The sequence below is a fragment of the Pseudomonas sp. VI4.1 genome (assembly GCF_002029345.1).
Taxonomy (GTDB): Bacteria; Pseudomonadota; Gammaproteobacteria; order Pseudomonadales; family Pseudomonadaceae; genus Aquipseudomonas.
In genome coordinates this window covers 1-26,095 of the sequence record NZ_MULM01000159.1, presented here as the reverse complement: position 1 = coordinate 26,095, position 26,095 = coordinate 1, and the positions used below count along the sequence as shown (strand labels likewise).

23 protein-coding genes and 2 pseudogenes are annotated in these 26,095 nt (G+C 61.3%); 19 read left to right on the top strand and 6 right to left on the bottom strand.

Going from position 1 to position 26,095, the window contains the following annotated elements:
* Positions 1-29: 29 nt before the first annotated feature.
* The 3 genes from BZ163_RS17560 to BZ163_RS17550 form a co-directional block, all read right to left on the bottom strand.
* Complete coding sequence (locus BZ163_RS17560) at positions 30-1,679, bottom strand: cation acetate symporter (protein ID WP_371916816.1); 1,650 nt, start codon at positions 1,677-1,679, stop codon at positions 30-32.
* Between the two features lie 20 nt (positions 1,680-1,699).
* The gene (locus tag BZ163_RS17555; protein ID WP_128871963.1) at positions 1,700-2,026 is read right to left on the bottom strand and encodes a DUF485 domain-containing protein; all 327 of its coding nucleotides are present in this window, start codon (positions 2,024-2,026) and stop codon (positions 1,700-1,702) included.
* A gap of 128 nt (positions 2,027-2,154) precedes the next feature.
* Positions 2,155-3,777, bottom strand: coding sequence for an acyl-CoA synthetase (locus tag BZ163_RS17550; RefSeq protein WP_128871962.1), 1,623 nt, complete (start codon positions 3,775-3,777; stop codon positions 2,155-2,157).
* A gap of 366 nt (positions 3,778-4,143) precedes the next feature.
* On the opposite strand from BZ163_RS17550, the pseudogene BZ163_RS17545 reads away from it, so the two are divergent.
* From BZ163_RS17545 to BZ163_RS17520, 6 genes and pseudogenes are all read left to right on the top strand, one after another.
* A pseudogene (locus tag BZ163_RS17545) lies at positions 4,144-6,421 on the top strand (PAS domain S-box protein).
* A gap of 4 nt (positions 6,422-6,425) precedes the next feature.
* The gene (locus tag BZ163_RS17540) at positions 6,426-7,061 is read left to right on the top strand and encodes a response regulator transcription factor (protein ID WP_128871961.1); all 636 of its coding nucleotides are present in this window, start codon (positions 6,426-6,428) and stop codon (positions 7,059-7,061) included.
* A gap of 77 nt (positions 7,062-7,138) precedes the next feature.
* Positions 7,139-8,233, top strand: a complete 1,095-nt coding sequence (locus BZ163_RS17535) for an AI-2E family transporter (protein WP_128871960.1) — start codon at positions 7,139-7,141, stop codon at positions 8,231-8,233.
* A gap of 70 nt (positions 8,234-8,303) precedes the next feature.
* Positions 8,304-8,768 (top strand): MaoC family dehydratase, encoded by a 465-nt coding sequence (locus tag BZ163_RS17530; RefSeq protein ID WP_128871959.1) that lies wholly within the window; start codon positions 8,304-8,306, stop codon positions 8,766-8,768.
* Between the two features lie 97 nt (positions 8,769-8,865).
* Positions 8,866-9,342, top strand: a complete 477-nt coding sequence (locus tag BZ163_RS17525) for an antitoxin Xre/MbcA/ParS toxin-binding domain-containing protein (protein WP_128871958.1) — start codon at positions 8,866-8,868, stop codon at positions 9,340-9,342.
* A complete protein-coding gene (locus tag BZ163_RS17520; protein ID WP_128871957.1) occupies positions 9,342-9,800 on the top strand; it encodes an RES family NAD+ phosphorylase in 459 nt (152 codons plus the stop codon). The genes BZ163_RS17525 and BZ163_RS17520 overlap by 1 nt, the downstream gene beginning before the upstream one ends.
* Before the next feature lie 70 nt (positions 9,801-9,870).
* Here BZ163_RS17520 and BZ163_RS17515 read toward each other — a convergent pair whose 3' ends face one another.
* Both BZ163_RS17515 and hisD read right to left on the bottom strand, forming a co-directional pair.
* Positions 9,871-11,262, bottom strand: a complete 1,392-nt coding sequence (locus tag BZ163_RS17515; protein WP_128871956.1) for a GntP family permease — start codon at positions 11,260-11,262, stop codon at positions 9,871-9,873.
* Positions 11,263-11,379: 117 nt separating this feature from the next.
* A complete protein-coding gene (hisD, locus tag BZ163_RS17510; RefSeq protein WP_256579061.1) occupies positions 11,380-12,687 on the bottom strand; it encodes a histidinol dehydrogenase in 1,308 nt (435 codons plus the stop codon).
* 219 nt (positions 12,688-12,906) lie between these two features.
* Here hisD and BZ163_RS17505 point away from each other — a divergent pair, with 219 nt between their 5' ends.
* The 4 genes from BZ163_RS17505 to BZ163_RS17495 all read left to right on the top strand — a co-directional run bounded on the left by BZ163_RS17505 (position 12,907) and on the right by BZ163_RS17495 (position 16,311).
* Positions 12,907-13,980, top strand: coding sequence for a LacI family DNA-binding transcriptional regulator (locus BZ163_RS17505; protein WP_128871955.1), 1,074 nt, complete (start codon positions 12,907-12,909; stop codon positions 13,978-13,980).
* A gap of 160 nt (positions 13,981-14,140) precedes the next feature.
* The gene (locus tag BZ163_RS35740; protein WP_256579060.1) at positions 14,141-14,425 is read left to right on the top strand and encodes a hypothetical protein; all 285 of its coding nucleotides are present in this window, start codon (positions 14,141-14,143) and stop codon (positions 14,423-14,425) included.
* A gap of 13 nt (positions 14,426-14,438) precedes the next feature.
* On the top strand, positions 14,439-14,588 hold the full coding sequence (locus BZ163_RS35735) for a hypothetical protein (protein WP_256579059.1): 150 nt from the start codon (positions 14,439-14,441) through the stop codon (positions 14,586-14,588).
* A 193-nt stretch (positions 14,589-14,781) separates the two neighbouring features.
* The gene (locus BZ163_RS17495) at positions 14,782-16,311 is read left to right on the top strand and encodes an FGGY-family carbohydrate kinase (RefSeq protein WP_256579058.1); all 1,530 of its coding nucleotides are present in this window, start codon (positions 14,782-14,784) and stop codon (positions 16,309-16,311) included.
* 59 nt (positions 16,312-16,370) lie between these two features.
* Here the strand turns inward: BZ163_RS17495 and BZ163_RS17490 are convergent, their stop codons facing one another.
* Positions 16,371-17,378, bottom strand: coding sequence for a LysR family transcriptional regulator (locus tag BZ163_RS17490; protein WP_256579057.1), 1,008 nt, complete (start codon positions 17,376-17,378; stop codon positions 16,371-16,373).
* A gap of 288 nt (positions 17,379-17,666) precedes the next feature.
* On the opposite strand from BZ163_RS17490, the gene BZ163_RS17485 reads away from it, so the two are divergent.
* From BZ163_RS17485 to BZ163_RS17450, 9 genes and pseudogenes are all read left to right on the top strand, one after another.
* Positions 17,667-18,182: a flavin reductase family protein gene (locus BZ163_RS17485; RefSeq protein WP_128871953.1), complete on the top strand. Its 516-nt coding sequence runs from the start codon at positions 17,667-17,669 to the stop codon at positions 18,180-18,182.
* A gap of 59 nt (positions 18,183-18,241) precedes the next feature.
* Positions 18,242-19,228 (top strand): ABC transporter permease, encoded by a 987-nt coding sequence (locus tag BZ163_RS17480; RefSeq protein ID WP_128871952.1) that lies wholly within the window; start codon positions 18,242-18,244, stop codon positions 19,226-19,228.
* Positions 19,229-19,270: 42 nt separating this feature from the next.
* A complete protein-coding gene (locus BZ163_RS35730) occupies positions 19,271-19,624 on the top strand; it encodes a substrate-binding domain-containing protein (RefSeq protein WP_256579056.1) in 354 nt (117 codons plus the stop codon).
* Positions 19,585-20,220, top strand: coding sequence for a substrate-binding domain-containing protein (locus BZ163_RS17475; RefSeq protein ID WP_256579055.1), 636 nt, complete (start codon positions 19,585-19,587; stop codon positions 20,218-20,220). The genes BZ163_RS35730 and BZ163_RS17475 overlap by 40 nt, the downstream gene beginning before the upstream one ends.
* Positions 20,221-20,242: 22 nt before the next feature.
* Positions 20,243-21,755: pseudogene (locus BZ163_RS17470) on the top strand (sugar ABC transporter ATP-binding protein).
* Positions 21,756-21,784: 29 nt separating this feature from the next.
* A complete protein-coding gene (locus BZ163_RS17465) occupies positions 21,785-22,582 on the top strand; it encodes an SDR family NAD(P)-dependent oxidoreductase (protein ID WP_128871951.1) in 798 nt (265 codons plus the stop codon).
* 192 nt (positions 22,583-22,774) lie between these two features.
* Positions 22,775-23,878, top strand: a complete 1,104-nt coding sequence (locus BZ163_RS17460; protein ID WP_128871950.1) for an LLM class flavin-dependent oxidoreductase — start codon at positions 22,775-22,777, stop codon at positions 23,876-23,878.
* Positions 23,879-23,960: 82 nt separating this feature from the next.
* Positions 23,961-24,866 (top strand): transketolase, encoded by a 906-nt coding sequence (locus tag BZ163_RS17455; RefSeq protein WP_128871949.1) that lies wholly within the window; start codon positions 23,961-23,963, stop codon positions 24,864-24,866.
* Positions 24,867-24,869: 3 nt separating this feature from the next.
* Positions 24,870-25,850 (top strand): transketolase family protein, encoded by a 981-nt coding sequence (locus BZ163_RS17450; protein ID WP_128871948.1) that lies wholly within the window; start codon positions 24,870-24,872, stop codon positions 25,848-25,850.
* Positions 25,851-26,095: the final 245 nt, after the last annotated feature.

The following is a 26,095-nucleotide window of genomic DNA, read 5'->3' as shown; positions in this document are numbered from 1 at the left end:
CGCCGCTGTGGCGGGCCGTGCCTTGTCTATCAGTGGCTGGAAGCGCTGGCGGCACCGAGGCCGGTCTGGGCGCGAACGAACTGGTCGGCGTAGGCGTCACGCTCCTTGTCGGCGCGCACGCTGCGGTCAAGCCGGGAGACGACCACGATCACCAGGAACGCCAGCGGCATGGAGAACAGCGCCGGATGGTCGTAAGGGAAGATCGCGTGGGCATTGCCGAGCACGGTGACCCAGACGGCTGGCGACAGGATCACCAGCACCAGCGCGCAGATCAGGCCGGAGAAACCGCCGATGATCGCGCCCTTGGTGGTCAGGCCTTTCCAGTACATGGCCATGATCAGCACCGGGAAGTTGGTCGAGGCGGCGATGCCGAAGGTCAGGCCCACCAGGAACGCGACGTTCATCTTCTCGAACAGGATGCCCAACAGGATCGCGACGATGCCCAGGCCGACGGTGGCCATGCGGGTCACGCGCATTTCCTGTTTCTCGCTGGCCTTGCCTTTCTTGAACACGGTGGCGTAGAGGTCGTGGGAGATCGCCGAAGCACCGGCCAGGGCCAGCCCGGAAACTACCGCGAGGATGGTGGCGAAGGCCACGGCGGCGAGGAAACCGAAGAACAGGTTGCCGCCCACCGCTTTGGCCAGGTGCATGGCAACCATGTTGCCGCCGCCCACCAGGGCGCCGCCGACTTCACCGTTGACGTAGTACTGCGGGTCAGTGCCGATGATCACCATCGCGGCGAAACCCAGGGTGCACACCACCAGGAAGAAGAAGCCGATGAAGCCGGTGGCGTAGAACACCGACTTGCGCGCTTCCTTGGCGTTGGGCACGGTGAAAAAGCGCATCAGGATATGCGGCAGGCCGGCGATGCCGAACACCAGGCCCAGGGACATCGACGCGGTGTTGATCGGATCGGCGAGCATCGAGCCCGGGCCCATGATGTTCCAGCCGCTGGCGTGAGCCTCGACGGCCTTGGTAGCCAGGGCTTCGTAGCTGAAACCGAACTGCGACATGGCCATGACCGCCAGGGTCGTGCCGCCAGCGAGCAGCAGTACGGCCTTGATGATCTGCACCCAGGTGGTGGCGATCATGCCGCCGAAGATCACGTACACCAGCATCAACGCACCGACGATCACCACGGCGACCGGGTAGTCGAGACCGAACAGCAACTTGATCAACTGGCCGGCACCGACCATCTGCACGATCAGGTAGCAGCACACCACCGTCAGCGAGCCGAAGGCGGCGAAGATCCGCACTTTGTTCTGGTCCAGGCGATAGGACACGATGTCGGCGAAGGTAAAGCGCCCCAGGTTGCGCAGGCGCTCGGCCATCAGGAAAGTAATGATCGGCCAGCCGACGAAAAAGCCGATGGTATAGATGAAGCCGTCGTAGCCCTTGGCGAACACCAGGCTGGACAGCCCGAGCAGCGTGGCCGCGGACATGTAGTCACCGGCAATCGCCAGACCGTTCTGGAACCCGGTGATACCGCCGCCAGCGGTGTAGAAGTCCGAAGTGGATTTGGTCTTGCTCGCCGCCCACCAGGTAATGGCCAGCGTGCCAAGGACGAACACGAAGAACATGCCGATCGCATGCAGGTTCAGCGGTTGTTTTTCCACGACGCCCAGGGCAGGTGCCGCGAGTGCCACGGAGGCCGGCAGCAGGCACGCTGCGGCGAGCATGAGTTTACGTAGCTGAGTCATCACTTGCTCTCCTCGAGAATGGCCGCGCCCAGGGCGTCGAAGCGGGTGTTGGCGGTGTAGACGTACCAGCCGGTCAGCAACCAGGAAAAAATGATGATCGCCGCGCCCACCGGCATGCCCATGGTCAACATCCGATGCTCGGCGAGCGGTGCATGCAGCCATTGCGGGGCGAACGCAACCACCAGCATGAAGGCGTAGTACGTCACCAGTACCGCGGCACTGAGCGACCAGGCCAGGCGCGAACGGCTGCTCACCAGTTGCAGGAATTTCGGGTTGGCCCGGATACGTTCACAGCGTTGGGTATCGGTTGAATGGATGTCGATCATGGGTGGCTCCACCTTGTTTTTGTTATCGGTGCATGTGGGGTGGGCAGGACAGGGCCGAATTCGGCCTGCACGAGCCCGAAGCGGCAGGTAAAGGCACCTGCCGCCTGGTGGTTACAACGTCGGTTCGGTTAGAGCGCTTTAGCCCTGTCGCGCAGCACGTACTTCTGGATCTTGCCGGTGGACGTCTTCGGCAACAGGGTGAAGATCACCGTGCGCGGGACTTTGAAACCGGCCAGGTGTTCGCGGCAGAAACTGATGATGTCGGCCTCGCGCACGTCCTGGTGATCAGCCTTCAAGGTGATGAAGGCGCAAGGGGTTTCTCCCCATTTTTCATCGGGACGGGCCACGACGGCCGCTTCCATCACGCCCGGATGGCGATAGAGCACGCCCTCGAGTTCAATGGTGGAAATGTTCTCGCCGCCGGAGATGATGATGTCCTTGAGCCGGTCCTTGATCTCGACATAACCGTCGGGATGACAGACCGCCAGGTCGCCGGTGTGGAACCAGCCGCCTTCAAACGCTTCGGCGGTGGCGGTCGGGTTTTTCAGGTAGCCCTTCATCACGGTATTGCCGCGCATGAAGATCTCGCCGATGGTCTGACCGTCCCGCGGGGTCGGTTCCAGGGTCTTCGAGTCCGCGACCATCACGCCTTCGAGCGTCGGGTAGCGCACGCCTTGGCGGGATTTGACCTGGGCCCGTTCGTCCAGCGGCAGTTTGTCCCATTCGGCATGCCAGGCGCAGAGGGTCACCGGGCCGTAGGTTTCGGTCAGGCCATAGACGTGGGTGACCTTGATGCCCATTTCTTCCACGGCACCGATCACCTTGGCCGGCGGTGCGGCGCCGGCGACCATGGCGTTGACCGGGTGATCGATGGCCGCCTTCGCCGACTCCGGCATGTTGACCAGGGCATTGAGCACGATTGGCGCGGCACAGAGGTGAGTGACCTGGTGCTCACGGATCAGCGTGAGGATTTTCTGCGGATCGACCCGGCGCAGGAACACATGCACACCGGCCAGCGCGGTGATGGTCCACGGGTAGCACCAGCCGTTGCAGTGGAACATCGGCAGGGTCCAGAGGTACACCGGATGGTTGCCCATGGCCCAGGTCATCTGGTTGCCCAAAGCGTTCAGGTACGCACCGCGATGGTGATACACCACGCCCTTGGGGTTACCGGTGGTGCCGGAGGTGTAGTTCAGCGCGATGGCTTGCCATTCGTTCACCGGCCAGTGCCAGTCGAAGGCCGGGTCGCCCTCGGCCAGCAGCGCTTCGTAGTCCAGGTCGCTGACGGCCTCGCCCTCACCGTACTCGGGATCATTGACGTCGATGACCAGCGGCGGGTGATCCAGCATGCCGATCGCCGCGTGAATCACGCTATGAAACTCGCGGTCGGTGATCAGCACCTTGGCCTCGCCATGCTGCAGCATGAAGGCAATGGCTTCGGCGTCCAGGCGCACGTTGAGCGGGTTGAGCACCGCGCCGATCATCGGCACGCCGAAGTGCACTTCCAGCATCTCGGGAATGTTCGGCAGCATCACGGCCACCGTGTCGTTCTTGCCGATGCCGCGCCCGGCGAGCGCCGAGGCCAGGCGCCGGCAGCGGGTGTAGGTCTGGGCCCAGGTGCGACGAATCGAGCCGTGGATCACGGCGGGGTAGTTGGGGTAGACGCTGGCGGTGCGCTCGATGAAGCTGAGCGGAGACAGGGCAATGTGGTTGACAGCCGCAGGGCCTAGCCCTTGTTCATAGATCGACATGTGCGGGTACTCGGTGGCTGATTGTTAGCTCTATGGTGGCCTTGCAGCGTCGCCGCTGAGGTCGCCTTTTATGTCCGGTGTGCTTTATATAACATTCAGCCATCGATATGGAAGTACAACCTATAGCTTATAGTACATATACTATATCGTGGTGCAGAGGCTCTAAATGAATGCGGCCTGACACCCGAGGCCGGTATATCCTCAATGCCGCTGTAGGAGCGAGCTTGCTCGCGATGGTCGTTAACGATAACGCGTGTCTACTGACTGAACGCGTCGCTCTTGAGCCCATCGCGAGCAAGCTCGCTCCTACAGTGGACAGCTTTCGCTTAACTGAACGGCATGTTTTCCCAACGAAGCGGACCCGAGATGACCCTGACCCCCGTTCGATTGCACAGCTGGTTGCGCCTGCAGCGCGAAGGTGTGCCCCTGGCCGCCCGCGCCGATGCCTTGTGCCGTGCGCTGCAGGAATGCCCCGAGGTGCGCCGGGCGGTCTATCTGAGCTGGCAAGCCAAATCGCGGATCTACAGTCACGAAGGCGCCGCCCAGCATTTTCCACCGGGCCTGGGTGACCCTTCGCAAGCCAGCGATCAACGGCTGTTCGAGAGCCTGTCGAGGCGGGACGGCTGGATCTGGCGCAAGTGCGGCAACTCGATTGCTGGCTGGCTGGCCGGCTGCGTCGGGCCGCCATCAGCCACGGCCAGGTATTTGACCTGGCCTTGCAGCCGGATCAGCCTGGGTTGCTGCTGGTGGAGGTGTGCGAGGGCGTGAGCCTGGACTGGCTGGGTTGGGTCCAGGATCTGCTGACGACCTTGCTCAGCAGCGTCAACGGCATGCTGCGCGGCTCGCCGCTGTTGGGCCACGACCCGCAACCGAGTCTGTTGCTCGATGCCCAGGGCCGGCCGCTGGAGTTCAATGCGGCGCTGCTGGCATTGCTCGCGGAAAAGCCGCTGACCGAGCTGCCCGGCTTTCTGCCGGTGAACCACCGGGTGCTGGTGCGCGCCTGTCTCGACCAGCAACGTGCCATCGAAGGGGTCGAGGCCCAGTTCGAAGCGCAGATCCTGATCTGGACCTTTATCCCCGACCCCCAGGACAACCGCGTACTCGCCCGTTGCCGCGACGCCACCGCACAAGTGCTGGCCGAGCGCGAAGCGACCCAGGCGCGTCGGCTGTACCGGCTGATCATCGAAAACACCACCGACCTGATTTCCCGACACACCCCGGACGGGCGCTTTCTCGATGCATCGCCCGCGTCCTGGACCTTGCTCGGCTACTGGCCGGAAGAGTTGCGCGGGCAAATGGCCCAGGGCCTGTTCCATGGCCAGGACCTGGCCAGCCTGGTGCAGCGCGCGCGCGATGCCCTGGAGCAGGACGGTTACCACACCATGACCTATCGCATTCGCCATCGGGACGGGCACTACCTGTGGTTCGAAACCGCCAGCCGGGCAATTCGGGAAACCTACACCGGTGCGGTGGTCGAAGTGGTCAGCGTCTCCCGGGACATCACCGCCCGGGTGCAGGCGGAGGAGACCAAGCGGCGCCTGGCCGAAGTGGTCGAGGTCAACACCGATCCGGTGCTGTTCATCGACCCCGAGGGGCACGTCACTTATCTCAACCCGGCGGCCCGGCGCATCCTCGGGGTCGACGAGCAACAGCCGATGCCGACCCTGGCGCAGCTGTTCGCCAGCAGCGACCTGGCCCGCCTGCAACGCGACGGCTGGAGCGGTGCCGAACGCAACGGGGTGTGGAGCACCCGATGCCCGCTTGTTACCCCCGGGCGGCGGCACGTCGGTGCCGGTCTCGCTGGTGCTGCTGGGCGCACCGTTCCGCCGGCGGCGAGCGCTATTACTCATTGGTGGCGCGGGACATGACCGAGCACGAACTGCGCGAAGTGCAACAGCGCCGCCATCAGGACGAACTGGCGCACACCGCGCGGCTGGTGACCCTGGGGGAACTGGCCTCGGGCATCGCCCACGAAATCAATCAGCCGTTGGCGGCGGTGGTCAATTATGCCAACGCCAGCCAGCGTTATCTGCAGACGCTGGACTCCAACCCCCAGGCCGCCGCCAGAGTCGCCCAAGGCCTGGAACGCATCACCCACCACGCGACCCATGCCTCGGAGGTCATCCGGCGTTTGCGAGCGTTCCTGCGCAAGGGCCAGCGGCGCATGCAGGCCCTGAATTTCACCGACGTCGCCCGCGAGGCCGTACGCTTGTGCGCCTGGGAAGCGAACAATTGCCAAGTGACAATCGAGGACCGGCTGCCGGATAATCTGCCGCCGGTTTACGCCGACCGGGTGCTGCTGGAGCAGGTCTTGCTCAATCTGCTGCGCAATGCGATCGACGCCAACCGCGAACAGCATCCGGGGCAGCCTTCGTTGATCGTGATGGCGGCTGAGCTGGGCAGTGGCGCGACGGTGGAAATCAGCGTGCAGGACCAGGGCCCCGGCGTCAGCGAGCCGGAGCTCGAGCAGATATTCACCCCGTTCTACACCAGCAAGCCCGACGGCCTGGGCCTCGGGCTGTCCATGAGCCGCAGCATCATCGAAGGTTTCGGTGGCGAACTGCAGGCCCGCCGCCAGCCCGTCGGGTTGCTGATGTGTTGCCGCTTGCCGCTGGCCGGTCTGACAAAACAACAACAGGAATAATGCAATGGCAGGTGCGACGGAGCACGTGGTGTATGTGGTCGACGACGATCAAGGCATGCTCGATTCAACGGTCTGGCTCCTGGAATCGGTGGGGCTCAAGGCCTTGCCGTTTACCAGTGGCGCGGAGTTTCTCAGTGCCTGTGATGCGAGTCTCGATGCCTGCGTGCTGCTCGATGTGCGCATGCCCGGCATGGGCGGCTTGAACGTGCAGGAAGAAATGCGCGCCCGGGAGCTGAGCCTGCCGATCATTTTCGTCAGCGGTCACGCCGATGTGCCGATCGTGGTTCGAGCGTTCAAGGCCGGCGCCCATGACTTCATCGAGAAACCCTACAACGAGCAATTGCTGCTGGACAGCGTGCAACAGGCCCTGAGCAACTGCGCGGCCAACCGCTCGGGCAATCAGGGCCACGACGCGTTGCAGGCGCGCCTGCTCACCCTGACGCCACGGGAGCGCGACGTCTTGCTGCCGCTGGTGCAGGGCTACACCACCAGGGAAATTGCCGAGCAACTGGGGGTGAGCGCCAAAACCGTCGATCTGTATCGCTCGCGGGTGATGAAGCGCATGCAGGCCAGCACCTTGCCGGACCTGGTGGGCATGGCGATCGCCGCGCAACTGGTCGATCCGTTGAAGCTGCGTTGAGACCTCGCGTTCTCCATGGAGGGTCTATGCTGGGCTAACCGATCCCCTACCTTGCAGTGATCTGCAAAGAGGCAGCCATGGAGCCCACGTCCTTCCCCGAGAAAGCGCTCACCCGCACACTGATGGATGTCTTGATTCGTGCCGGGCTGATCGTCGTACTGGTGCTGTTCTGCTTCCAGATATTCGCCCCGTTCCGCGACTTGATGCTGTGGTCGCTGATTCTGGCGATCACCCTTTACCCCCTGCAAATACGGCTCAAGGGGTCGCTGGGGCGCAAGGATGGCATGGTTGCGACGCTGATCGTGCTGGTGGCGATCGTTATCCTGATGGTGCCGATCTACCTGTTGGGCATCTCGATTGCCGATTCGGTCGAGCGCACGCTGGAAATCGTCAAGGGCGGCGAATTTCATATTCCGCCGCCCGCTGAGCCAGTCGCCCAGTGGCCGTTGATCGGCAAGCCGCTCTCGGCACTCTGGTTGCAGGCTTCAACCGATCTGCCCGAAGTGACCGCGAAATACCTGCCGCAGATCAAACATGCCAGCCTGAGCCTGTTGAGCAAGCTTGCCGGTGTCGGCATGGGTTTGCTGATGTTCATTGTTGCCTTGATCATCGCCGGGATCTTCATGGCTTATGGTGAAGAGGGCAACCGCAGCGCGATCCAGATCGCATCGCGCCTGAGCGGCCCGGAAAAAGGCCGGAAAATTGCCGCGCTGTGCACCGCCACGATCCGTGCGGTGGCGCTGGGGGTGGTCGGCATCGCCTTCATCCAGATGCTGCTGGTGGGCCTGGGTTTCGTGTTCAAAGGCGTTCCCGGCGCAGGTCTGCTGGCGCTGGCCGTGCTGTTGCTGGGCATCATGCAACTGCCGGCGACCCTGGTCACGCTTCCCGTGATCGCCTACGTGTTCGCCACCGAAGGGGCCAGCACGGCGACGATCGTCTTCGCCATCTATGTCTTCGTCGCCGGCCTGGTGGACAACGTGCTCAAGCCATTGCTGCTGGGCCGCGGTGTCGATGTACCGATGCCGGTGATATTGATCGGCGCGCTGGGCGGCATGGTCACCAGCGGCGTCATCGGGCTGTTCATCGGTCCGGTGGTGCTGGCGGTCGGGTATCAATTATTCTGGCAGTGGGTGCAGGATCGGCCGCAGGACGGAGGAGGGCAGTCGTTGTGAGTGCGCTCATCGCCACCTGATCGACCTCGGTGATATCGGCTACTCGTGGTGCAACACGGAGGAATCAATCATGACCGTGCATGCCTGGGAAAAGCTCTACCTCGATGACCTGAGACTGGGTCAGGAATTTGAAAGCGACCCTGTCCGTGTCGAGCGCGAGCCGATGCTGGCGTTTGCCCGGGCGTTCGACCCGCAACCCTTCCATCTCGATCCTGAAGCGGCCAGCCTGAGCCTGTTCCGCGGCCTGGCGGCCAGTGGCTGGAACACCGCGGCCCTGACCATGAAAATGCTGGTGGCCAGCGTGCCGCTGGCGGACGGGATCATTGGCCTGGGGATCGAACTGAGCTGGCCGACACCGACCTATCCGGACGACGTATTGCGTCTGAAATGCACCGTGCAGGCCATCGAACCCTCCGCGTCCAAACCGGATCGGGGCGTGGTGACGATGTTGATGGAAACCCTGAATCAGAACGACAAGGTGGTGCAGCGCGCGACGGGCAAGCTGTTGGTGTTCAATACTCCGGCGCCTGATTGAACAGTGATCAATCGTTGCCCAGCGGCAGTATCGCTGAGCATCAAGGCAGCCTATACTTCATTTGACTGAAAAGAATGTTCATTTGAAGGTAGTGATCATGAATACCTCGACCGCCGCTCGGCGTCCGGCCGCAAAGAAGGGTGAACCTGGTGAAATCGGGATCGCTGCGTTCTGGCGTTTCAGTTTCAATCGAGAACTGCTCAAGGACTCGGAACGCTTACAGCAGATCAAGGCGGGTTTTCCAGCGTCTCTGGTCCAGGCATTGCGCCAGACCTTCGACCTGCAGGAGCGCAATGTCGAAACCTTGCTCAACGCCTCGATCTCTACGCTCGAAAGGCGTCGGCGTGAGCGAAAGAACCTGGATTCTGTCGCTTCCGAACGCCTGGATCGCATAGCCACGGTCTTTAATCTGGCCGAAGAGGTGTTCGAGGACAAAGTGAACGCTGCGCACTGGATGTCGACGCCGAACAAAGCGCTCGATGGAATCGCCCCGATCATGCTCTGCGAAACCGAGATCGGCGCCAGGCAGGTTCGGCGAGTGCTGCATGCCCTGGAGTGGGGCGGCGCCGCCTGATGCGGGCCTGGCGCATCGCGAAGGCGAAACGTGCGATCGATCTTTCGGGTATGGGCGCCGCTATCGAGGGTGGGCGCTGGAATGATCAGGATGTGCCTGCCGTCTACATGGGGCTGACACCAGCAATCTGCTGCCTGGAGACCTTCGTCCATGCGGGTGGCGAGCCGACATTCCCGATGAAGATCACCTGCTTCGAACTGCCCGACGATCCCGCGTTGTTTTTGCAGCCTGATCCGAAGACGTTGCCGCACGGTTGGGCGAGCCTTCCCGCTGACCGCCCAAGCATGGATTTCGGTACCGCCTGGCTGCGGGCGAACACGCACTTGGGCCTGTTGGTTCCTTCTGCGGTTTTAGCGCTGGAGCGCAATGTGGTGATCAACCCCAATCACCCGGCGGTGAACGAGATCAAAGTGGTCGACGTGTTCGACTTCATGTACGACCCCCGCATGTTCGCGTAGGCGGCGGGTCAGCCGACATCAATGTTGCCTGACCCACCGCCATCGCGAGAAAGCTCGCTCCTACACCGGATCAGACAATCCCGGTCAGGTAATACACCCCAATCACAAAAAACGCCGCCAATACCTTGAAGATGGTCATCCCGAAAATATCCTTATAGGCCTGGCGGTGAGTCAACCCGGTGACCGCCAGCAAGGTGATGACCGCGCCGTTGTGGGGCAGGGTATCCATGCCGCCAGCGGCCATTGCCGCCACGCGGTGCATGACTTCCAGGGGGATGTGCGCGGCGTTGGCCGAGGCGATGAAGGTCTCGGACATGGCGGCAAGGGCAATGCTCATGCCGCCCGAGGACGACCCGGTGATACCGGCGAGCAAGTTGATGGTGATGGCCTGGTTGACCAATGGATTGGGAATGACCTTCAGCGCCTCGACGACCGCAACGAAACCCGGCAACGCCGCGATGACTGCTCCGAAGCCATATTCGGACGCGGTATTGAGGGTGGCAAGCATCGCACCGCTGACGGCGCTACGACTGCCTTCGGCCAGTTTGCGAGCGATGGTGCGGTAGCTGAAGATGAAGACCGTGACGATCCCGACCAGCAACTCCGCCTGCACCGACCAGATCGCAATCATCTTCGACACCTGGGTCTGGATGGGCGCCTTCAGCCCTGGCAGGTCGATTTCATACACACTGCCATACCACTGCGGTATCCAATGGGTGAAGGCCAGGTTCATCACACCCACCAGCAGCAACGGCAACAACGCTATCAGCGGGTGGGGCAGGGCGATGTCCTGCGGGGTTTCCGGTTCGTTGCGCAGATCGCTGCCGTAGCCTTCACCCGCACGCAGGGCCTTGCGACGTTGGCGCTCGAGATAGAGCATGCCGCCGACCAGGATGAACAACGAACCCAGCACGCCCAGCCAGGGCGCAGCCCAGGACGTGGTGCCGAAAAACGTGGTGGGGATGATGTTCTGGATCTGCGGCGACCCAGGCATCGCATCCATCGTGAAGGTGAATGCCCCCAGCGCAATGGTCGCAGGCATCAGTCGCTTGGGAATATCGCTTTGACGGAACATTTCCGCCGCAAACGGGTAGACCGCAAACACCACCACGAACAGCGAGACGCCGCCATAGGTGAGCAGCGCGCAGACCAGCACGATGACCAGCATGGCCTGGCTGCTGCCCAGCAGGTGAATGACTGATTTGACGATAGAGCGGGAAAAGCCGGACAACTCGATCAATTTGCCAAACACCGCTCCCAGCAGGAACACCGGGAAGTAGAGCTTGATGAAACCGACCATCTTGTCCATGAAAATATCACTGAACGCCGGCGCTACCGCGCTGGGGTCCGTGAGCAAAACGGCAGCAAGTGCAGCGAGCGGCGCGAAGATAATGACGCTGTATCCCCGATAAGCAGCGAGCATTAACGCGAACAACGCCATCAAGGCGATGATGACACTCATGGGATGTCCTTCGAGGCTGGGCCTGCAACGCAGAGGGCTGAACGACAGGCTGCGCAGTGGCTGTGATTTTTTATTGTCGGGCCGCACGCGGCGCGGCCCTTTTTAGCCAGGCTTTGCTTACTCGGCGATACCGGCGTACGGCACATCCTTGCGACCGTAGCGACGGACCCGGATGTTGGCCTGTTCGCCGTGTCCGGCGAAGCCTTCCAGCGCACACAGGCGTGAGCAGTACTCACCGATGAGGGCCGAGGCCTCGTCGGTCATGACCTTCTGATAGGTGCAGGTCTTGATGAACTTGCCGACCCACAGGCCGCCGGTATAGCGCGCGGCTTTCTTGGTCGGCAGGGTGTGGTTGGTGCCGATGGTCTTGTCACCGTAGGCGACGTTGGTGCGCGGGCCGAGGAACAGTGCGCCGTAGTTGCGCATGTTGTTCAGGAAGAAGTCCGGGTCACGGGTCATGACCTGCACATGCTCGAACGCCAGGTCGTTGGCGATGGCCAGCATTTCCTGTTGGTCTTCGGCCAGGATCACTTCGCCAAAATTCTCCCAGGCCTGGCGGGCAATGCCGGCAGTCGGCAGGATCTGCAGCAGGCGTTCGATTTCAGCCATGGTCTCGCGGGCCAGCTTTTCCGAAGTGGTCAGCAGGATCGCCGGCGAGTCCGGGCCGTGTTCGGCTTGACCGAGCAGGTCAGTGGCGCAAATTTCCCCGTCGACCGATTCGTCGGCGATCACCAGCGTTTCGGTGGGGCCGGCGAACAGGTCGATACCGACCCGGCCGAACAATTGGCGCTTGGCCTCGGCGACAAACGCGTTGCCCGGGCCGACCAGCATATCGACCGGCGCAATGGACTTGGTCCCCCAGGGCCATGGCCCCGATCGCCTGGATCCCGCCCAGGCAGTAGATCTCATCGGCGCCCGCCATGTGCTGCGCGGCCACAATCGCCGGGGCGGCTTGCCATGGAACGGTGGGGCGCAGGTGATGATGCGCGGCACGCCGGCCACCTTGGCGGTGATCACCGACATGTGCGCCGAAGCCAGCAGCGGGTACTTGCCGCCCGGCACGTAGCAGCCGGCCGCATTGACCGGGATGTTTTTGTGGCCGAGGACCACGCCTGGCAGGGTTTCGACTTCCAGGTCACGCAGGCTGTTGCGTTGGTGTTGAGCGAAATTGCGCACCTGGGTCTGGGCGAACTCGATGTCGGAAATGTCGCGCTTGGTCAACTGCGCCATGCAGGCATCGATCTCGGCGCTGGTGAGTCGGTAGTCCTCGCGATCCAGGTTGTCGAAGCGAATGGAGAGTTCGCGAACCGCGACATCGCCACGCTCTTCGATATCGGCCAGGGTCTTTTCGACCGTGTCACGCACTTCACGGGCGGCCGATTTGATGACGGACGCTTGCGCGCCATTTTTGAGCCAAGTTGCCATGGGTTAGATTCCTGAGCGTTGTTGTTTTTGAATTTGCATACGTATGCAATTGAGCCAATCCTAAGGCATTCCCAAGGCCGATGAAAAGGGGGGAGGCGAAAAAAGACCTGGAGGGTTAGTCATGGGAGGCAGGTGTTGTGTGGCAAAACGGGCAGGCTGCACACGTCGCGTGCAAGGGCAGGTATGATCGCCATTTGAACATTCGGCGCAGACGCAGAAATGGCAGATTCCAACGACCCACTCCGACATCCGGTCACGGCCCATGACGTGGCCAGGATGGCGGGTGTCTCCCAATCGGCGGTCTCGCGAACCTTCACCAAGGGCGCCAGCGTTTCGCCCAAGACTCGCCAGAAAGTCGAGGCGGCGGCGGCGACCCTGGGTTACCGACCCAACCAGTGGGCACGCTCGTTGATCAAGCGTCGCTCCAATCTGATCGGCGTGGTCGCACCCAGCATGGAGAACCCGTTTTATTCTGCGGTGCTGGAGGCCTTGTCGGCGGCATTCGAAGAGCTGGGCTATCGCGTACTGCTGTTCTCCACCGCCAATCACGAAGATTCCGATCCGGTGCTTGAAGAAGTACTCGGTTACCGCGTTGAAGCACTGGTCCTGGTCTCCGCCAGCCTGTCTTCGCGTTTTGCCCAGGAGTGCAAGCAGACCGGTTTGCCCGTGGTGTTGCTCAATCGTCGAAATGACAGCAGCAGCATCTCCAGCGTGACCAGCGACAATGCCCAGGGCAGCCTGGAAATTGCGCAGTTTCTGGTTGCCGGTGGCCATCGTCATCCGGCTTTTATCGCCGGCAAGGAGAGTTCTTCGACCAGTCGCGATCGGGAACGAAGTTTTGTCGACTCGCTGCAAAGCCTTGGGCATCCGGCGCCGCTACGGGAAGTGGGGCACTACACCTTTGACGGCGCAATGGACGCTACTCGCCGCCTGTTGTCGAGCGCCACGCCACCGGACGCGATTTTCTGCGCGAACGACATCATGGCGCTGGGCGCGATCAACGTCGCTCGCGAGGAGTTCGGCCTCAAGCCGGGCACTGACATTTCAATCGTCGGTTTCGATGACATTGCCCTGGCGTCCTGGCCGGTCTTTGCGCTGACCACCTACGTGCAACCGGTGGCTGCCATGGTCAGTCGTGCGGTCGGCATCATCTGCGCGCAATTGGAGAACCCGGATACCCCGGCGATTCAAGAGGTGGTTCGAGGGCAGTTGATCGTGCGCAACAGCTCGAGAATTCCCGAGTCCGGGGTCAGGCAGGGTCCTGATTGCCGGGTATGGCAACCGCAGGACTAATCATCAACTAGTCGTTAAATAATTCCGCGTGACTGGAATACTACTTTGTATTAATCCCGTCTTAATAAACGGCGTGCGTCCGAGCATTAGTGATTGTGCTGCACAAGTCATTGGCGCGCGGCGACTGATCAGTGCGGTAGTATTTGTACAGGCCTCGTGCTTGATCAGTGAAGGCAACCTGGTCAACGGCGGAAACAGCAGCGCCACGTTGCTGACCACCATCGTCTCGATTGACCCGATTGATATCTACTTCGATATCGATGAGCAGAGCTACCTCAAATACCGTCGGCAGGCCAATAGCGCGGCCAACCAGAGTCAGGTGCGGATTGCCTTGCCGGGTGAAGTCGAGCCGAGCATGACCGGGCGCATGGATTTTATCGACAACCGGCTCGACTCGTCCACGGGCACATTACAAGGTCGAGGTCCGGCCGGTCACCCTCGGTAAACTGCATGACGGTTTGCGCGAGATCTCCAGCGGTTTGCAGGCGCAGGATCGGGTGATCGTCGATGGTCTGCAACGCGTTCGGGCTGGCGATACCGCGACGGCCCAGGATCGTGTGTTGGCTCAGGCCGCGAAAACCCCTGAAGCCCAGGGAGCGCCGCTATGAGCCTGGGACGCACATCCATCGAACAACCGGTGAATGCATTGGGCGGATAGGTGTAGCGACACCTGAGTCCGGCGCAAAACACCTGCTGGAGCTGGCTTGCCAGCGAAGAGGGCGTGTCAGTCAATGATGATGTTGCCTGACACTCCGCCTTCGCGAGCAGTATTCTGTAGCCCATGACAACCACCGTTTTTCTGTGCGAGTACCCCCTTTGAAAAGTCGAGCATTGCTGGTTGGGGTGGACATGGGCACCTCGAGTACGCGAGTCGTTGTTCTCGACGAAAACGGCCGCAGCCTGGGGGCGGCGAGTCGGCCCACGCAGTTGTTGAACCCGTCACGCCAGGTGTTCGAGCAAGACCCCGAGCAGATGTATGCATCGGTGATGTTGGCGATCAAGGATGTGCTCGGCCATGGCGCTATCCACCTGCCGGACATTGGCGGAATCGCGATTTGTGGACAAATGGCGGGGATATCCACCATTGGCACGGATTGGCGGGCGACCACGCCCTACGACTCCTGGCTGGATATGCGTTGCGCCAGCCAGGTACCCCGGCTCAAGACCTGCGAGCAACAGATCCTTGAATTCTCGGGTGGGCCGGTCTGTGCCAATCACGCGGCGAAATGGCTGTACTGGCGCGAGCACCGGCCCGAAACCTATCGCCAGATCAGAAAGATCATCATGCCGGCGGCGTACGTGGCCGGGCGCATGGCGCAGTTGCACAGCGACGATGCATTCATGGACTACACCTACCTGGGCTTCAACAGTTTTGCCGACAGTCGGGCGATGCGCTGGAACGCCTCGCTGATTGCTCAATTCAAGCTTGATGCCGACCTGCTGCCCAATCTGGTCAAGCCCTCGGATCGAATAGGCTCGGTCTCGGCGAGTGCTGCAAGCGCCTGCGGGCTGTTGGCCGGCACGCCGATTTTCGCTGGATGCGGTGATATTGCCGCGGCCATGCTCGGTGCCGGGATATTCCAGCCTGGCCAGTTGCTCGACATTGCCGGCACCGGGTCGGTGCTGGCGACAGTGCTCGACCATTACGCGGTCGACACTCGGCACCAGACCCTCACGACGTTCAGGCATTGCCTGCCTGGGCTGTTTTACTCGGCGGCCTATGTGGGTGGTGCGGGCATCGGATTCAACCGGTTCGGGCTCGATGACAGCGAATGCCGACGCCTGGAGCTGCAGGCCTCGGCGCCGGTGTCGGAGCGCAACAAGTTGTTGTTCCTGCCCCACCTGGGCGGCCGGCATGCACCGTTCGATGCGTCCATGGCCGGCGCTTTCGTCGGCCTCGACTGGAGCCATGACCGCACCGACCAATACCGGGCGATGCTGGAGTCGATTGCTTACGAATATGCGGGTTTTCTGCGGTGCATGCAGGCTATGCAGGTTCCGGTAGACGTTGGCGGAGTGTTCAGCCTGGGCGGCGGTTCGAACAGTGCGCTGTTCAGCCAGATCAAGGCCGATGTGCTGGGCGTGCCTTATCGCAAACTGCCCGCCACCGAGTACGGTGTGCTGGGTGCCGCGTTGCTGGCCGGGCAGGGCGCAGGCGTTTTTGCCGATTTGCGGCAGACGGCCAGCGACTGGCAAAGACCGGTCGAGGCCGTGTGGCTGCCGGACGCCTCCAGGCATCGGTTCTATGCCGGCATGCGCAAGGCTTACGAGCAGATGCTGACCAGTCTCAAACCGGTGTTCGATGAACTGCAATCGGTGCCGCTGCCCTGATCGCTTCAGGCGGCAACACGATCCCCTGTAGGAGCTGGCTTGCCAGCGAAGACGTCCTATCAGCCAATACACTTATCGACAGACACACCGCCTTCGCTGGCAAGCCAGCTCCTACAGGGCGCCGAGTGTTCGAGTCGGCGCCTGGACGCCGGCAGGATGTAGCGCGAAGGCGTGTCCAACTGCTTGAAGTAAAGCACGGCAAAGTCGACGAAGGATTTGACCCGCAACGGCAGCTTCTTGCCACCCTCCGTGAGCAGATGAAATCCGGTGGTCGGGCACTGAAAGTCTTCGAGCAGCGGGACAAGACGTTTGGCCTGAATATCTTCCGCCACTTCCCAGGCCGACTTCCAGATGATCCCCAACCCCTGAACCGCCCACTGACGCAGGGTGAAACCGTCATTGGCCAGCCGGTTGCCCTTGACCTGAATCGTGCTCGACACGCCATTGTTCATGAACTTCCAGCGGTCCAGGGCGAAGTCGGCACGCAGTTGCACCAGACAGTTGTGATGCTGCAGGTCTTCAGGGCACAGCGGTGCGCCGTGCTGCTCAAGGTACTGCGGCGAACAGCAGACCAATTGCCGATCGACGCCAAGGGACCGGGCAATCAGTGAACTGTCCGGAAGGTCGCCGAAGCGGATCGCAATGTCCGAACCGGACTCGACAAAGTCCAGGATCCGGTCGGTGAAAAACAGGCGGATGCTGACGTGGGGATTTTCGCTGATGAACGCATCGACCAACTGGCTGACCCACTGCCGACCCAGGTCGGTAGGGCAGGTCAGGCCGATGGTGCCCTGCAGATTGCTGTGGCCGTTCTTGATGATGTTATCGAGGGCGTCGACTTCTTCAAGAATCTTCAGGGCATTTTCAAACAGCAACTGCCCTTCGGCGGTGGGGCTCAGGCTTCGGGTATTGCGCTTGAGCAAGCGTAACCCATAGAACTCCTCCATCGCCCGGAGTCGGCCACTCATGGCCGCCGGCGACAGACCTATTTGCCGACCCGCCATTGAAAGCGATCCCGTCTGCACGACCAGACGAAACAGGCGCATGTCTTGTAATCGATCAGCCATGGTTAGTGCGTCTCGCGCGAGGGGGTGTTTATTGTTTGCAAAGTATCAGCCAGTTATTCAGCAAATGCCATGTTGTGCGCGAGTCCGCCGATTAACTGTATTGGCGTCAAGTACTCTAAACAGGGCGTTTGCGGGCATTTGTGACGGCAATTCCAATGTGTTTGTTGTTGGGTTCATCTTTAAGAATTGCTGAAGAGTCAATTTTTTAAAATCGAATAGAAAAGCACGGGCGATTGTTAATAATGAATGCCTGTGCTTGTTGAGTCACAATAAAAAGAGGGTTTACATATGCGTGTTCAATATCAAGAAGCCGCCCCTTCGATAGACCTGGCGGGTCAGTTCAAAATGGCCATGGGCCGCTTTGCCTCCTCTGTAACCCTGATCACCACGCTCGATGACGATGGCCATTCCCATGGGCTTGCCGCGACCGCGTTCTCCTCGGTATCGATGGACCCGGCCTCGGTCCTGATCTGCGTCAACCGGACCGCCAGCGCCTCGCCCGTGATCAAGCGTTCCGGACTGTTCTGCGTGAACATGCTGCAGAACCGGCACGAACCGATCTGCAAGATCTTCAGCCAGCCCGACCTGCGCGAGCGGCGTTTTGTCGAGGGCCAGTGGCGCACCGGTGCCCACGGTATTCGTTACCTGGGCGACGCCCAGGCGGCGATCTTTTGTGAAGTGGCCCAGGCGATCGAACACGGATCACATACCGTCATTATCGGTAACGTCATTGATGTCATCACTCAATCCATGGAAGAACCGCTTCTGTATATGGGAGGACGTTACAGGGCGCTGGGTCATTAATTCATCGGGGTCATGTACTGCTCGGTCTTATAACAATTAAACAAGAAGTGGATATGGGTATGAGTAATCAGTTGCTGGTGAAGTCAAGAATGTCCGGCTCGATTCCAAAATGGATCGGCCTGGACACCAATGTTGCAGGTCCGATGATCGGCCTATTGTTGTTGTGTACGGTACTGACCGTCTTTACCGACAGTTTCCTGAGTTTGAGCAACCTGCTCAACGTGCTGGATCAGGTCACCGTACTCGGCATCATGGCACTGGGCATGACCCTGGTGATTCTAATTGGCGGTATCGACCTGTCCGTGGGTGCGGTACTGGCTGTCTCGATCATGGTCATGAGCTGGCTGGAACAGGTCCTCGGCCTGCCGATGTGGGTCGCGATGCTCGGGGCGATGGCCGCGGGTGCGGCGTGTGGCTCAACCACCGCGTTGCTGGTGGTCAAGGCCGGCTTGCCGTCGTTCATTGCGACACTGGCGATGATGTCCATCGCTCGCGGGTTGGCCTACATGGTGACCGACGGGGCACAGGTCAGCGGCTTCCCTGAATGGTTCAGCAACCTCTCGGTGATTCGTTACGGCGGCGTGCTGTCACTGACCGTGACCTGCTTTGTCCTGTTGGCGCTGCTGTTCTGGTTCGTTCTCAAGTACACCGTGTCCGGGCGCAGCCTGTATGCCATCGGCGGCAGCAGCAAGGTGGCCAAGCTCGCCGGCATCCGGGTCAACGTCTACACCAGCGCGGTGTACATCATTTGCGGGGTCTGCGCGGCGCTGGGCGGCATCATCATGACCTCCCGCCTGGACACCGCCGGTGCCGGCGCGGGCGTCGGCTACGAGCTGGACGTGATTGCCGCAGTGGTGATCGGCGGCGGCAGCCTAAAGGGCGGCGCCGGCAGCGTGGTGGGCACCCTCGTCGGCGTGTTGATCATTGGCGTGTTGCGCAACGGCTTGAACCTGGCCGGCATTTCACCCTTCGTCCAGCAAGTGGTCATCGGCGCGGTGATTGCCTTCGCAGTGATGCTCGATTTGCTCAAGCGCAAGGCTGACTGAACCGCACGAATCCCTTCGACACCCAATAAAAAGGATAAAAAGATGAGCCTGCCCGCTTCCTCTCTGCGTCATCTGTGGCTGCCACTGCTGGCTTGCCTGATGTCGGCCCATGTCCACGCACAAAGCAAACCGGCCGATGAAATCACTGTCGGCATGTCGATCCCGAGCCTGCAGTGGGTGTTCTACCTGATGGTCCGTGACGGCGTCATGGAGCAGGCCAAGACCCTCGGCATCAAGCAAGTACTGGTCGCCGATGCACAGGCCGATCCTGCCAGACAGGTCAGCCAGATTCAGGACATGTTGAGCAAGGGCATCGACGTGCTGCTCTATACCGCCACCGGGAGCGCGCGTCCGCGGTGCCGGTGCGCCTCGCGCGGCAGCAGGGCGTACCGGTGATCTGCATCGACAACTTCCCGAAAAACGTCGAGTGCGATGCCTACATTGCCACCGACAACCTGGCGGCGGCGGGCGAACTGGCCCGGCAGATGATCAAGCTGACGGGGGGCAAGGCTGAGATCGGCCTGCTCCAGGGCACCTTGGGCGACTCGACTGAAGTGGCCCGCGCCAAGGGCCTGGACGCGGTGCTGTCCGAAGCTCCGCAGATGAAAATCGTCGACAAGAAGCCCACCGACTGGTTGCAGGACAACGGCTTCAAGGTCGCCCAGGACATGCTGCAAAGGAACCCGCAGATCAACGTGTTCATCGGTCGCTCGGATGCGCCTGCGCTCGGTGCGGCGCAGGCGGTGAAGGTCGCCAACATCGATCACAAGGTCTGGGTCTTCGGCTATGACGGTTTGCCGTCGGCGCTGGAAGCCATTCGTGATGGAAAAATGGACATGACCATCACCCAGCAGGCTGTGGAAATGGGCCGCACGGCATTGCGCACCGCAGTGGACCTGCAACAGGGCAAACAGGTGAACAAGACTCAGTTGCTGCCAGCCTTCGTCACCACCCGCGACAACGTGGCGACTTTTATTGAACAGCACCCATGAAACCGGCGAAGGAGGGCACGTCATGAATTCGATCGAGGTCGCGGGCCAAACCGCTCAGGCGCCGTTGTTCAGGGCCGTTGGCATTGGCAAGTCATTCAATACGGTACGGGTGCTGGAAGACATCAGCCTCGACATCGGCTACGGCGAAGTGGTGGCGTTGCTGGGGGAGAACGGCGCGGGCAAATCGACCTTTTCCTCGATCGTCGCCGGCGCACTGACGCCGACCAAAGGCACGATGTTGCTCGCCGGGGAGCCCTATGCACCGGACGGTCCCGGGGCCGCCATTGCCCTGGGCATCAACATGATCCATCAGGAGATCCACCTGCTGCCGGACCTGAGCGTGGCGGAGAACGTGTTCCTCGGTCATCTGCCGACGCGTGACGGGATCATCGACCGCAAGGCCATGTACCGCGAGACAGAAAAGCAACTGCGTCGACTGGGCCTGGATATTTCCCCGGACACCCCGGTGCGTCAGTTGAAAATCGCCGCCCAGCAACTGGTGGAAATCGCCCGCGCGCTGACATTCAATTCCCGGTTGCTGATTCTCGACGAGCCCACCGCGGCCCTGGGCAAGGACGAAACCGACCTGCTGTTCAAGCAGATCGAGGAACTGAAAAAACAGGGCGTGTCGTTTATCTACATCAGCCACCGGATGGAGGAAATTGCGAGGATCGCCGACAAGGTGGTGGTCATGCGCGACGGCCATCTGATCGCCCGCCACGACAGCGGACGCGCCGAGGTCAGCCTGCTGGTGTCGCAGATGGTGGGGCGCTCGATCGACCGCTTGTTTCCGCAGCTGCCGGAGCCACGCGAAGCTGTGGTGTTGAGCGTCGAACAGCTGTCGGACAAGGCCGGGCGCTTCCACGATATTTCCTTTTCGGTGAAGGCCGGTGAAGTGTTCGGCATTGCCGGAATCGTCGGTGCCGGCCGCACGGAACTGGTGCAGGCGATTGCCGGGTTGAGTGCCCTGAGTAACGGCAAGGTGGTGCTGGGGGGCCAGCGGTTGCCCGGCAATAACGTACTGGCGGCTATCCGCGCCGGCGTGGTGCTGATACCGGAGGATCGCAAGTCCGAAGGCGTGGTGGCTGAGCCAGACCATCGCCGAAAACCTGGCCTGCTGCAATCTGGACAGCCTGAGCTCTTGTGGGGTCATGGCCAATCAGCGGGTCTTGGCGTTTGCCCGTGAGCGCATTGCGGCGCTGGGCATCAAGGGTGAGGTGGGGCAGATGCTCGACAAGTTGTCGGGCGGCAATCAGCAGAAGGTGGTCATCGCCAAATGGATCGCCCGCAATCCGAAAGTGATCATTCTCGATGAGCCGACCCGCGGCATCGACATGGGCGCTCGCGCGGCGATTTACGAGTTGATCATCGACCTGGCGAAAAGCGGTGTGTCGGTGATTGTCGTCAGCTCCGACCTGGAGGAGGTCATTGGCCTGTCCCACCGGGTGATGGTCATGGCCCGGGGCTGCGCCCAGGGCATTCTGCATCGGCCGCAGATTGCGCCCGCCAGCATCATGACCCTGGCCACCGCCTGATGACGGACCCTGAACGAGGAACTGTAAACATGCCTGCGCCTTATCAAGCTTTGCCTTGCCAACCTTTTGCCGGGTTGCTGGATTTATCCGGCAAAACCGCCGTGGTCACCGGAGGCGGCAGCGGCATCGGCTTTGCCATCAGTCAGCGCCTGGCCGAGGCCGGCGCCAACGTATTGATCGGCAGTCTGGCACCGGACCGCAGCGATGAATTGATCGAGGCCGGTTTCCCGGTGTCGTTCCAGGCCACCGATGTCTGCCGTCCAGGCGAAATCCAGCGCCTGGCAGACACGGCCATCGAGCGCTACGGCAGTGTCGATATCTGGATCAACAACGCGGGCGTCTATCCGCTGAAAGCAATCGATGACATCGACGAGGGGTTCTGGGACATGTTGCATGCCATCAATACCCGTGCGGTGTTCCTCGGGGCACAGGCGGCACAACGCCAGATGCGCGCGCAGAGGAGCGCCGGGGCGATCGTCAATCTGTCGTCGATTTGCGGGCACCGCCCGATGGCCAATCACTGTACCTACGACGCGTCCAAGGGCGCTGTATTGGCCATGACGCGAAGCCTGGCCAAGGACCTGAGCGCCTTCAACATTCGTGTCAACTCGGTGTCTCCCGGGTTGACGGCAACCCCAGGCAACCTGGAGCCGGAACTGCTTGAGCAACACCGGCAGAACAACGTGCTGAACAACATCGCCCTGGGCCGCCCGGCAGAACCCCATGAAATTGCCAATGCGGTGCTGTTCCTGGTGTCGCCCCTGGCGTCCTACGTCACCGGCATCGATCTGCTGGTGGACGGCGGCTGGCTGCTGCACGGCAGTTGAGAGTCACGAGGGTCGATTGCGCTCATTGACGCCGTGAGTCGATAGCCCCGGATAGTTAACGCATTCCTTGAACGTTGCGACTTGCAGCGCCGGCACCGGCACGCCTGCGAAACGAGCGCGCGTCATAAAAAGGGTGGGTTGCGCCTTGAAAACGCGCAGCGCACCGGTCACTGAAAACAGCAGGAGAACGACATGAAACTTGCCATGTTCATGCAGCCGCTACACCACAAGGGCTGGGACTATCACGAGATGTATGACCAGGATATTGCCTGCGCCATCCATGCCGACAGCGTCGGTTTCGATGAGCTGTGGGTCGGTGAGCACACCTCGCAGCGCACCGAGCCGATTACCAATGCCCTGCAATTTCTGTCCAGCCTGATTCCTGTGACCCGGCGCATGAAGTTGTGCACCGGGGTGCTGAATCTTCCACATCATTTTCCGGCGCGGATTGCCGCCGATGCAGCGATGTTCGACCACATGTCCAAGGGGCGCTTCATCATGGGCATCGGCCCCGGTGGGCTGGCGTCCGACTTCGAGGTGTACGGCAGCAACGGCAAGGACCGCGGGCAGATGATGGTCGAGTGCTACGAGATGATCCGGGCGATCTGGAACTCCGGCGCGCCTTATGAATTTGCCTCCGAGCACTACCAGGTCAGCCTCAAGGATGCGGTGCACCACGAACTGGAAATCGGCTACATGCCGACCCCGTTCCAGAAGCCTTTCCCGCGTGTGGCCACCACCGCGATGAGCCCGTTTTCCGGCACCGCCAAGCTGGCGGGAGCCAAGGACTGGGACCTGATGTCCGCCAACTTCAACCCGACCGCAACCGTGGCGTCCCATTGGCAGGCTTACTGCCAGGGCGCCGAAAGCGCCGGGATCAAGGCCGATGCGAACAACTGGCGGGTGGCCCGTTCGGTGTTCGTCGCCGACTCCCAGGCCCAGGCCGAGGATTACCTGGCGCAAGAGAGCTGCACCCTGCGCCGCTACTTCGACTACATGATCGATAACCTGGCTACCAACCACTACACCAAGATCTTCAAGACCCGCCCCGACATGACCGACGAAGAAGTGACGGTCGATCATTGCATCAAGGAAATGGTGATTTACGGCGACGTCAATTCCGTGACCGAACAGCTGGTGGCGTTCAGTGAGCAGACCGGGCCGTTCGGCACCTTGATGACCACCTTCCACGAGTGGGATGACGAAGCGCTCTGGCGTCGCTCGATGGAGCTGACGGCACAGCAGGTCATGCCGCGCCTGAACGACTACATGACGCCGCGTTTGAAAGCGCAGTAATCGCCCTGCGATTGCAATGAGCGTGTGTACGGCCATATCCCGGATGTGGCCGCAACTTTGGTAATGCGCCTGGACACTACAAATGACTGATTTGACAAGGCAGGACCCCCGCGAGCAGCCACTGCGCGACAGTGCTGAGCGCGCTTTTGAACTTACCGACAAGGAACTGGCCCGACTGCGCGAAAAAGCCCAGTTCATTCGCCTGGAAACCATCCGGTTGATCGAGATCGCCAAAGTCGGTCACTACACCTCGGTCTTTTCCGCCGCCGAATTGTTCGCCGCGTTGTATTACGACGTGATGGACCTGCGGTTCGGCGAGCCGAAATGGCCTGACCGCGACCGTTTCATGATGGGCAAGGGGCATGCGGCGGTGGGCCTGTTTCCGGTGCTGGTGGAGTGGGGCTTCTTCGAGAAAGAGATCCTCGACAACTACACGCGCCTGGGTAACCCGCTGGGCGATCACCCGGACATGCGCAAAGTGCCGGGGGTGGATTTCTCCTCCGGCTCCATCGGTCACGCCTTGTCCGGCGGCCTGGGCATGGCCCTGGCCGGGCGGATGCTGGGCCAGTCGTTCACCACCTACGTGATGCTCGGCGACGGCGAGATGCAGGAAGGGCAGGTCTGGGAAGCGGCACTGGGCGCCGCTCACCATAAAGTCAGCAAGCTGGTGGCGATCATCGACCGCAACGGCTACCAGCTCGACGGCAATGTCGACGACGTCATCGGCATCGAGCCGCTGGCGGACAAATGGATCGCTTTCGGCTGGGAAACCCACGTGGTCGATGGCCATGACCTGGCCGCCGTGACCAGCCTGTTGCGTCGCCTCAAGGCCGATACCGGTCGCACCCAACCGGTGTGCATCATCGCCAATACGGTGAAAGGCAAAGGGGTTTCCTACATGGAAACCGAGCCCGGCTGGCACCTCGGTTATCTCGACCCCGAGGATGCCCGACGTGCAATCGACGAAATCAAAAGCAAGGTGATCTAACCCATGAATACCGCACCTCTGTCGAACAACTCCTGGCAGTACCGGGAACTGAACAACCAGACACCCAGCTTGAATGCCCTGTCGGATGCCCTGATCGAGCTGGTGGAACGGGGCGAGCCGATCGTCGCCGGCACCGCGGACCTGCAGTACTCCAATGGCCTGTCGAAATTCGCTCAGCTGCATCCCGAGCGCTTCGTGCAGTTCGGCATTTCCGAGCAGAACATGGTGTCGGCAGCAGCCGGCATGGCAGCCGTCGGCATGAAACCCTTCGTGGCGACCTTTGCTTCCTTTCTGCCGTTGCTGTGCTGCGAACAAATCCGCATGGACGTGGCGTACTCGGCGCTGCCGGTACGTTTGATCGGGCACCACGCCGGCATTTCCCTGGGGTTCTACGGCACTTCGCACCATGCCACCGAAGACCTGGCGATCATGCGTTCGATTGCCGACATCACGGTGGTCGCTCCGGCCGATGGCAATCAGCTCAAGGCGGCCATTCTCGCCTCGGCCAACTATCCGCAACCGATCTACTTCCGCATCCAGCGCGGGCGTGATCCGGTGGTGTATGAAACCGTGCCGGACTTTGTCTTCGGCAAAGCCACCGTGCACCTGACCGGGGATGAACTGACCATCATCGCCACCGGTTCCACGGTTCATCCGGCCCTGGAGGCGGCGCGAGCCTTGAATGCCGCGGGACGCTCGGTGGGAGTGATCGACATGACCACGATCAAGCCGCTGGACCGTGAAGCGGTGCTGACAGCCGCGCGCAACAGTCGGGCGATTCTCACCGTGGAAGAACACAACATCATCGGCGGACTCGGTGGTGCGGTGTGCGAAGTGATTGCGGAGGAGGGCATTGGCGTCAAAGTGCGGCGCCATGGCCTTTACGACGAGTACAGCCTGATTGCACCGCCGACTCATCTTTATCGGCACTACCGACTGGATGGCGCCGGGATTGAAAGCGTGGCGCTGGAAGTATTGGGTTGAAGCCCTTGCAGTAAAGGATCGAGGCGCCGGGTAGCAAGGCGCCTGCGATTTCCCCTTTCAGGCTTTATCGGCCTGCACGTGCAACGAGGGTGTTCATTGACGAACACTCTGGTTGCACGTTTTTTTATGGGGATGGGCGGCCTGACTTCCTGCAGATGTACACAAAACAACTGTAGGAGCTGGCTTGCCAGCGAAGGCGTCCGTCCAGGCGACTACATGTGTCGACTGGCCTGGCGCCTTCGCTG

Bases quoted from the DNA above. Each gene is read 5' to 3' on its own strand.
- BZ163_RS17560 (WP_371916816.1), bottom strand. From the start codon at position 1,679: ATGCTCGCCGCAGCGTGCCTGCTGCCGGCCTCCGTGGCACTCGCGGCA.
- BZ163_RS17555 (WP_128871963.1), bottom strand. From the start codon at position 2,026: ATGATCGACATCCATTCAACCGATACCCAACGCTGTGAACGTATCCGG.
- BZ163_RS17550 (WP_128871962.1), bottom strand. From the start codon at position 3,777: ATGTCGATCTATGAACAAGGGCTAGGCCCTGCGGCTGTCAACCACATT.
- BZ163_RS17540 (WP_128871961.1), top strand. From the start codon at position 6,426: ATGGCAGGTGCGACGGAGCACGTGGTGTATGTGGTCGACGACGATCAA.
- BZ163_RS17535 (WP_128871960.1), top strand. From the start codon at position 7,139: ATGGAGCCCACGTCCTTCCCCGAGAAAGCGCTCACCCGCACACTGATG.
- BZ163_RS17530 (WP_128871959.1), top strand. From the start codon at position 8,304: ATGACCGTGCATGCCTGGGAAAAGCTCTACCTCGATGACCTGAGACTG.
- BZ163_RS17525 (WP_128871958.1), top strand. From the start codon at position 8,866: ATGAATACCTCGACCGCCGCTCGGCGTCCGGCCGCAAAGAAGGGTGAA.
- BZ163_RS17520 (WP_128871957.1), top strand. From the start codon at position 9,342: ATGCGGGCCTGGCGCATCGCGAAGGCGAAACGTGCGATCGATCTTTCG.
- BZ163_RS17515 (WP_128871956.1), bottom strand. From the start codon at position 11,262: ATGAGTGTCATCATCGCCTTGATGGCGTTGTTCGCGTTAATGCTCGCT.
- hisD (WP_256579061.1), bottom strand. From the start codon at position 12,687: ATGGCAACTTGGCTCAAAAATGGCGCGCAAGCGTCCGTCATCAAATCG.
- BZ163_RS17505 (WP_128871955.1), top strand. From the start codon at position 12,907: ATGGCAGATTCCAACGACCCACTCCGACATCCGGTCACGGCCCATGAC.
- BZ163_RS17490 (WP_256579057.1), bottom strand. From the start codon at position 17,378: ATGGCTGATCGATTACAAGACATGCGCCTGTTTCGTCTGGTCGTGCAG.
- BZ163_RS17485 (WP_128871953.1), top strand. From the start codon at position 17,667: ATGCGTGTTCAATATCAAGAAGCCGCCCCTTCGATAGACCTGGCGGGT.
- BZ163_RS17480 (WP_128871952.1), top strand. From the start codon at position 18,242: ATGAGTAATCAGTTGCTGGTGAAGTCAAGAATGTCCGGCTCGATTCCA.
- BZ163_RS35730 (WP_256579056.1), top strand. From the start codon at position 19,271: ATGAGCCTGCCCGCTTCCTCTCTGCGTCATCTGTGGCTGCCACTGCTG.
- BZ163_RS17465 (WP_128871951.1), top strand. From the start codon at position 21,785: ATGCCTGCGCCTTATCAAGCTTTGCCTTGCCAACCTTTTGCCGGGTTG.
- BZ163_RS17460 (WP_128871950.1), top strand. From the start codon at position 22,775: ATGAAACTTGCCATGTTCATGCAGCCGCTACACCACAAGGGCTGGGAC.
- BZ163_RS17455 (WP_128871949.1), top strand. From the start codon at position 23,961: ATGACTGATTTGACAAGGCAGGACCCCCGCGAGCAGCCACTGCGCGAC.
- BZ163_RS17450 (WP_128871948.1), top strand. From the start codon at position 24,870: ATGAATACCGCACCTCTGTCGAACAACTCCTGGCAGTACCGGGAACTG.